We start from the raw sequence: 7,785 nt of genomic DNA, 5'->3' as shown, positions 1-7,785 counted from the left end.
CACCCTTGAGGGTGTCACTATCAGCTTCACCGTACAGATGGTCATTTTCCGAACCGCCATCTAACAGGTCATTGCCTGTGCCACCCTTGAGGGTGTCACTATCAGCTTCACCGTACAGATGGTCATTTTCCGAACCGCCATCTAACAGGTCATTGCCTGTGCCACCCTTGAGGGTGTCACTATCAGCTTCACCGTACAGATGGTCATTGCCAGAACCGCCATCAAGGTAATCATCACCTGTTCCACCAAATAGGAAATCATTGTCTTCCTCAGCATATAGTTGATCGTTACCCGAGCCGCCCTCTAAAGTATCGTCACCCGTCCTACCATGTAGGATGTCATTGTCTTCATCACCCTCTAAGAAATCACCTTCTGAGCCGCCGTCAAGGTAATCATCACCAGTTCCACCGTTTAAGAAGTCAATGCCATCGCCGCCAAATAGGAAATCATTATCAGCATCACCACGTAGGACGTCGGTATCCGCCCCGCCGTACAGGAAGTCAACACCATCGCCGCCTTCTAGCCGATCATTTCCACCATTGCCGTGCAGGATGTCACTACCACCTTCACCTATGAAAATGTCTCCATAATCGCCACCATTCATGATGTCATCATGAATGGTGGCGATTATGATTTCGACGTTGCCAACAGTATCTACAGTGCCAAATCCGTCCTCAATCTTGTAAACATCAAACCCTGCATAGTTGACTGCATCAACCTTGATCCTGCCAGGACTACTATAGTAATCAGCGGTATCCTCATTGCCATCTCCGCCATCCAGAAGATCATAGCCAGATCCCCCGCTTAAATAGTCATTTCCCTGCTCACCTCGCAAGAAATCATTTCTGCCTCTTCCAGAGATTAAGTCGTTGCCAGAAGTACCTTCTATCCAATCATCATCTTCTGTTCCAGATATATTTCCTATACCCTGAATCTTAGGGTTGGGAAAATAGTACCCTTGGGGTTGTAATTGATAGGCAAAAGTCTTGAAACTACTCTTAAAACCGTTATCGTCTTTTAAGTAGCGAGTTTCAAGATTGTGACCATCAACTAGTTCCAAAGGTTGATTTAAAGTCCCTCCTATTCCAGCTAAAAGCTGATACTCTCTTGGGAAATTACTTTTGATGTAGGGAACAAGAGGACTGACCAAATCCTCTAATAAACTCTCTTCTAGTAAAAAATCAAACAGTTTTTCTAAAGTAACTCCTGTAAGTCCTCCAAGAGCTAACGATAATATATCAGACAAAATATCTGTGACAGAATTGTCTTTTATTTGAGCTTCTATTCCATCTGAATGACCTTGAAAATAAGTGATTGGATCGTCAATGTTTTTAATATTTGCTCCCTGATACCACCCCGCTCCTGAACCTATATGACCTTGTATAATATCAGCCATTCCTCCAGATGAAGAATAATCTGTTGGTGAGCCAAGACTTATAATCCTAACGCGGCTAGTATCAGGATTTATAACTCTCAAACCATCTTCAACAAACAGGTTTCCTTGAGAGTGCGGGATAAAAATTACAGAATCATTAGACGTCGGCGAAAGCCAATCTCCTACTTTGTCTGCGCCTGTCCAACTCTGATTTACCCAATTACTAACAGTAAGATCATCAGTATAGATTTGCCAAAGAGCCTCACCTGTATCAATAGCAACTCCAATAACAGCTTTTTTTATTACGCTACCTACCGCTTGTAGGGTTAGCGGTACTACCCCTATTCCTCCAGCAATCAGACCAGCGGCGATATGAGAAGCGAAAATGGTTAAAACTTCTGTCATACTCGGAAGTGCAGATGGATTTTGCGCTCCGTCAAGCTTCATTGAGCTTGGTAAATTATTGATATTGAGAGCATCACCAACAGCATTTTTTTGCGATATAAAATCTGGAACCAAAACTCCGTTAATAAAGAATACGTGAGTCTGTCCTCTATCTTTAATAATTTGATCGAGAACCTTATATCCATCGAAGTTAAGGGTAGTCATGATTCTTTGTCCTCTTGTTGTAGATAAAAGATTTGGTGAATATTCTTAACAAAGTGAACTTAGAGATGCACGGCTCAGTGGAAGGCAAGTGAAGCGCGATCGCATCCTCCCTTCCTTCCATCCTCAAGCGCGATCGCTTTCACTTCTCTCTCAGCCTCAAGCCGCGAGTTTTGTGCAAAACGCCATTTTTGTTACAAAGCTTTACAAATAAGCTAAAAGCAACTAAAGCGCGATCGCACTTGTGTTAGGCAAAAGCAACTAAAGCGCGATCGCACTTCAGTAGAATTGCCGATCCGGTTTGGAAAAACAGCCTAAATAACTGTAAGAATTTCCTAGATTACCCTGACGAGCGAGTTTAAATTTTGTCTTCAGCAAACGAGATTTATGAAATTGAGATGAAGTCTAGAGGAAATTTCCTAGATGAAATTACTGAACCTCAGAATAGCAGAAGTGACCGCTATTCGTCTCTTAACGCACGTTAGTAAATTCGCTAAAAAAATATACATACTTTATTAACGCTTAATCATTAATTCGCTAAAATTTTGGCTAGGGGTAGTTATAGTAATTAAACAAAATGGCATCTACATTAAGTAAGTTAGAAGTAGAATTTACAGAAGCGGCAAATAACTGGAACCTGGAAAAGTTATACGTAGATTTGGCAGAGGCAAAAGGCAAAAGCCTCACCCAAGTGGAAAAGAAGTTTTTGCGAGGATTACTCTGCGGTTATAGTCCAGCAGAAATTGCCGTTCAAGTCTATCAAAGTCGGAGCAGCAGTGCAGTTAGAGTTTACTTATCTAATGGAATTTATAAATATATAGAAAAAATGCTAGGCGATAAAACAGGAGGATTGATAAAAGTCAAAAGCTGGAATCGGGTGATTTACTTACTGGAAAAATCCGGATATAAAACAGGTATACTTGAGGAACTTAAACCAAAGAATTGTCTAGCACAACCCGATAAAAAGGTGACTAATTTAGTGTTATCAAACGATAAATATCAAGATTGGGGAGAGGCAATTGATACTTCCGTTTTCTACGGAGGAGAGGAAGAACTAGCTACACTCAAGCAATGGATTGTGAAAGACCACTGTCGCATTGTGGCAATATTAGGCATGGGAGGAATTGGTAAAACGGCTTTATCTATACGCAGTGCAGAATTGATTAAGGATAAATTTGATTACGTAATCTGGCGATCGCTACACCATGCGCCACCCATCCAAGATATCTTGGCAACCCTGCTGAAGTTCCTATCCGACGATTCCGAAACAAATTTACCAGACACCGTAAATGCTAGAATATCGCAGTTGATTAACTGGTTACGCTCCTCTCGCTGTCTGATAGTTCTAGATAATGCCGAAGCAATTTTGCAAAGTGGCGATCGCGCTGGTTGCTACCGCCAAGGATATGAAGGTTACGGAGAACTTTTGAGACGGGTGGGAGAAACACTGCATCAAAGCTGTCTGGTACTGACAAGTCGGGAAAAACCAAGAGAAATTGTAGCTTTGGAAGGCAATAAGCTACCCGTGCGATCGCTACAGATGGGTGGTTTGAAACCGCAACAAGGACGGGAAATCTTCAAGGCAAAAGGAGACTTCTTTGGTTCTGAAGACGAATGGATAGCATTAATTGAGTTTTATGCAGGCAATCCCCAGCTATTGAAGATAGTCGCAGCGACGATTCAAGTGTTGTTTCAGGGTAATGTTTCCCAATTTTTAAAACAAGGTAATCTAGTTTTTGGCGACATTTACGCTCTTTTAGACCAGCAGTTTAATCGCTTGTCAGACTTAGAAAAGAAAGTCATGTACTGGCTAGCAATTAAGCAGGGATCGGTTTCGCTGACTGAGTGGCGAGGAAATTTGCCTCCCATATCTCAGTCGGAGTTACTAGAAACTCTGGAATCTCTGTTGAAGCGATCGCTGATTAAGAAGAATTCAACCAATTTTACTCAAAAATCGCTAGTCATAAAGTATGTGACTAAACGATTAATCGAGCAGGGTTCTTAGTACAATTGTCTCCAGTTGATTGCTACAATCAGCTTTGTTGTTAGCGTTCGTATCCCAGCTTAGGCAGAGCCTCTTCCTTCATCAACCCTGGAAATCGATTAGACTTTTTGATTCAGGGCTAACACCTTATTAACGGTTGTTAATCGTTCCTGAGTCTGACTAGCTTCAAAACGGCCTCCGGCGAACAAACAGCCACTCTACGGGCGTCTAAAGTCCTTACTCTTGAGCAGGCACCTGCCAAATCTTAATGCTGCCGTCATTACTGCCACTCGCTAAAGTTTGTCCATCGGGACTGAAGGCGAAGGATTTCACTTGGCTGTCATCTCCGGCGAGGGTGCTTTTGAGTTCGCCAGTGCGGGGATTCCACAACTTAATAGTATTGTCCAAACTGCCGCTGGCGATTGTCTGTCCCTTGGGGCTGAAAGCGACAGAATTAATTAAGGTGGTATTCCCCTTCAGAGTGGCGATTGGTTCTCCGTTGCGATGATTCCACAACTTGATGGTGCCGTCATTACTGCCACTGGCAAGGAGTTTTCCATCGGGACTGAAGGCGACGGAATTCACCCAGTCAGAATGTCCTTCTAGGGTGCGGATGCGGATGCCCGTGCGCGGATTCCATAGCTTGATGGAGCGATCGGCACTACCACTGGCTAACATTTGCCCATCCGGGCTAAAGGTAACGCAATTCACTGCATCTAAATCCCCCGTCAGGGTGCGGATGAGTTCCCCACTGCTTAGCTTCCAAAGCTTGATCGTCTTGTCTAAACCACTGCTGGCTAAAGTTTTGCCATCCGGACTGATGGCAATGGATAAAACTGAACTTGAATCCCCGCTGAGGGTGTGGATGAGCGCCCCGCTACTGAGCTGCCAAAGCTTGATGGTGCCGTCATAACTGCCACTGGCGACGAGTTTTTTATCCGGACTAATGGCAAGGGCATGAATGGGTTTTATATGCCCTTCTAGGGTGCGGATGCGGATGCCTTTGGGTAAATTCCATAACTTGATGGTACTGTCATCACCGCCACTGGCAAGAATCTGCCCATCGGTACTGATAGCGATCGCCTGCACATAGTTAGAATGCCCTGTAAGCGTGCCGATCGGCTGGGCTGACTCGGATGCCGTGGTTGGTGTAGACGCTAAGGATAAATCTTCCACTTTTACAGGTTTGGCAGAGGATTCAAGCGAACTGCACAAGCGTCAAAGTAGTCACTGCACCCAAAGCGATCGCTCTTGAAACTTTTCCGAACTTTGGCTGATGTGTCATGGATAGTCACCGCAGAAAACATCACGTCTATCCAGGATGGATACAATATAAATTTGGAGCTGTCATCATCCAGTCGGATGAGCATATCTGGTTATGTCCCTGCCTGTTGTCGCTATTATCGGTCGCCCTAATGTGGGCAAATCTACTCTTGTCAATCGCTTGGCAGGTGTACAAGACGCCATTGTGCATGATGAACCTGGAGTCACGCGCGATCGCACCTATCGTTCCGCCTTCTGGGAAGACCGGGAGTTCGTCGTCGTCGATACCGGCGGATTGGTGTTTAATGATGACACCGAGTTTTTACCCCTGATTCGGGAACAGGCAATGTTGGCACTCTCGGAAGCGAGTGCGGCAATCTTTGTCGTCGATGGTCAGAGCGGGTTAACAACAGCGGATGAAGCGATCGCTGAATGGTTGCGTCAACAGCCCGTGCCCGTCCTGCTAGCTGTCAATAAATGCGAATCCTCCGAACAAGGTCTCACCCAAGCAATGGAGTTTTGGGAACTGGGATTGGGCGAACCCTTCCCCGTCTCTGGCATTCATGGTAGTGGCACCGGCGAATTACTCGATGCCCTGATTACCTATATCGTGCCAGCTGGAGAAATTCCCCAAACTGAAGAAATTAAAGTCGCCATTGTGGGACGCCCCAATGTCGGCAAATCCAGCTTGTTGAACGCCTTTGTCGGCGAAAACCGCTCTATCGTCAGCCCCATCTCTGGCACAACCCGCGATGCCATCGATATGGTAGTAGAACGCAACGGCAAAACCTACCGATTGATCGATACCGCCGGGATTCGCAAAAAGAAAAACGTTGAATACGGCCCGGAGTTCTTTGGAATTAATCGCGCGTTTAAAGCGATTCGTCGCGCCGATGTAGTTTTATTAGTCATTGATGCAGTCGATGGCATCACCGAACAAGACCAAAAACTGGCTGGGCGGATTGATGAAGAAGGTCGATCTTGTGTCATCGTCATCAATAAGTGGGATGCTGTTGAAAAGGATTCCTACACCATTTACGAGTTTGAAAGCACCTTTAAAGAACGGTTGAACTTTATCGATTGGGCAGAAACGATTTTTGTCAGCGCTCAAACGGGTCAGCGGGTGGAAAAAATTCTAGATTTGGTCAATACAGCCGCCGAACAACACAAACGCCGCGTCACGACTGCTGTAATTAATGAAGTGCTACAAGAAGCTATCTCTTGGCATTCCCCGCCAACTACCCGCCAAGGGCGTCAGGGCAAGATTTATTACGGCACCCAAGTGAGCAGCCAACCCCCAGCGATCGCGCTATTTGTCAACGAACCCAAACGCTTCAATGACAACTATCGCCGCTACATCGAACGTCAATTCCGAAAACAGTTAGGCTTTACTGGAACCCCAGTGCGCTTATTCTGGAGAGGGAAAAAAGTCCGCGACATGGAAGCGGGCAGTCGTAGTAACCGAGCCACTCGCGTTTAATCAATTAAAAATGCAAAATGAAAAATTTTTGCATTTTTAATGTTTAATTTTTAATTTTCTATGGATTTACTGCGATCGCTCCCACTAGGGCTGTACCTCGAACAACCAATCACTTGGCTGCATCACCTCGACCCCAGGGTGAAAATAGCTTGGTTGATGAGCTTTCTCATCGCTCCAGTTTTGGCAAATCCCCTCTGGCGCATCGCGCTGGCGGTGCTGCTAATTGCCATTACTTTGACGGCGGCGATTCCATTGCGCGTGTGGAAGCAACAAATGGGTTGGCTATTGATGCTGTGCTTTTTTGTCTTCATCCTGAGCATAATTGCGCCCGATGGACTTGCATCAGACTCTCAGCGCCGTCTCCCAGCCGATGATGTATCTTTTGGGCAACCCGCTACTTTGAAGCCAGGAGTTGTCAAATCAGCTTCAACTCAAAACCCAGACGCGATCGCCCTTGTCTCTACTCAAAACTCTTCAAACTACCGCTACGTCCTGTTCCACCAAGGGCCAGTCAAAATTACTCGCAAGTCCTTGGATCTAGCGATTAACGTCAGTACCTTACTGTTTACCTTAATTTACAGCACTAACCTCTTTTTGCTGACGACAGCTCCAGAGGAAATTACTGCTGGGATCGAGAGTTTGATGGAACCGCTACGGGCATTCAAAATTCCCGTGACAGAAATTGCTCTGACCTTGACTTTATCGCTGCGCTTTATTCCCCTGGTTTTAGAAGAAGTGCAGAATTTAGTTCGTTCCGTGCGGACACGGGCAATTAACTGGAAAAAACTGGGCATCCGAAAAAGCCTGCAACTTTGGTTGATGGTTGCGGAACGGTTGCTAGAAAATCTCCTCTTACGAGCCGATCAAATTGCCAGCGCGATGAAGGTTCGCGGCTTTACCAGTCCCGATCGCCATCGCGTCCAGTGGCACCAGTTGCGTCTCAAAAAGAGTGACTGGGCGGGGCTAGTGAGTTTAGTCGTACTCTGGGGGGCACGGCTGATCTGGGGATGGGAGGGTTAATACCAATTCACTATTTTGATGCCACATTTGCGCTCCCCCCAAATCCCCGCGCTAACG

Annotated in this window: 6 protein-coding genes; 3 read left to right on the top strand and 3 right to left on the bottom strand. The window is 45.7% G+C overall.

Annotation, left to right across the window (positions count from 1 at the left end; genetic code table 11):
• The coding region (locus tag ACFW2W_RS14530; RefSeq protein WP_378179218.1) for a calcium-binding protein at nt 1–1,984 on the bottom strand (1,984 nt) is incomplete at its 3' end.
• A 574-nt stretch (nt 1,985–2,558) separates the two neighbouring features.
• On the opposite strand from ACFW2W_RS14530, the gene ACFW2W_RS14525 reads away from it, so the two are divergent.
• A complete protein-coding gene (locus ACFW2W_RS14525) occupies nt 2,559–3,986 on the top strand; it encodes an NB-ARC domain-containing protein (protein WP_378179215.1) in 1,428 nt (475 codons plus the stop codon).
• Between the two features lie 216 nt (nt 3,987–4,202).
• Here ACFW2W_RS14525 and ACFW2W_RS14520 read toward each other — a convergent pair whose 3' ends face one another.
• Nucleotides 4,203–5,141 (bottom strand): WD40 repeat domain-containing protein, encoded by a 939-nt coding sequence (locus ACFW2W_RS14520; protein WP_378179212.1) that lies wholly within the window; start codon nt 5,139–5,141, stop codon nt 4,203–4,205.
• 2 nt (nt 5,142–5,143) lie between these two features.
• Nucleotides 5,144–5,335, bottom strand: a complete 192-nt coding sequence (locus tag ACFW2W_RS14515; RefSeq protein ID WP_378179209.1) for a hypothetical protein — start codon at nt 5,333–5,335, stop codon at nt 5,144–5,146.
• A gap of 8 nt (nt 5,336–5,343) precedes the next feature.
• On the opposite strand from ACFW2W_RS14515, the gene der reads away from it, so the two are divergent.
• Together der and ACFW2W_RS14505 are read left to right on the top strand one after the other, a co-directional pair.
• The gene (der, locus tag ACFW2W_RS14510) at nt 5,344–6,708 is read left to right on the top strand and encodes a ribosome biogenesis GTPase Der (RefSeq protein WP_378179206.1); all 1,365 of its coding nucleotides are present in this window, start codon (nt 5,344–5,346) and stop codon (nt 6,706–6,708) included.
• A gap of 60 nt (nt 6,709–6,768) precedes the next feature.
• Nucleotides 6,769–7,728 carry an energy-coupling factor transporter transmembrane component T family protein gene (locus ACFW2W_RS14505; protein ID WP_378179203.1) on the top strand — a complete coding sequence of 320 codons (960 nt, stop codon included), beginning with the start codon at nt 6,769–6,771 and terminating at the stop codon, nt 7,726–7,728.
• The last annotated feature ends 57 nt before the right edge of the window (nt 7,729–7,785 follow it).

This window comes from Coleofasciculus sp. H7-2 (genome assembly GCF_042747725.1).
In the GTDB taxonomy this organism is placed as follows: Bacteria; Cyanobacteriota; Cyanobacteriia; order Cyanobacteriales; family FACHB-T130; genus FACHB-T130.
The sequence above is the reverse complement of the archived record's forward strand: the minus strand, read 5'-3'. Positions and strand labels throughout refer to the sequence as shown.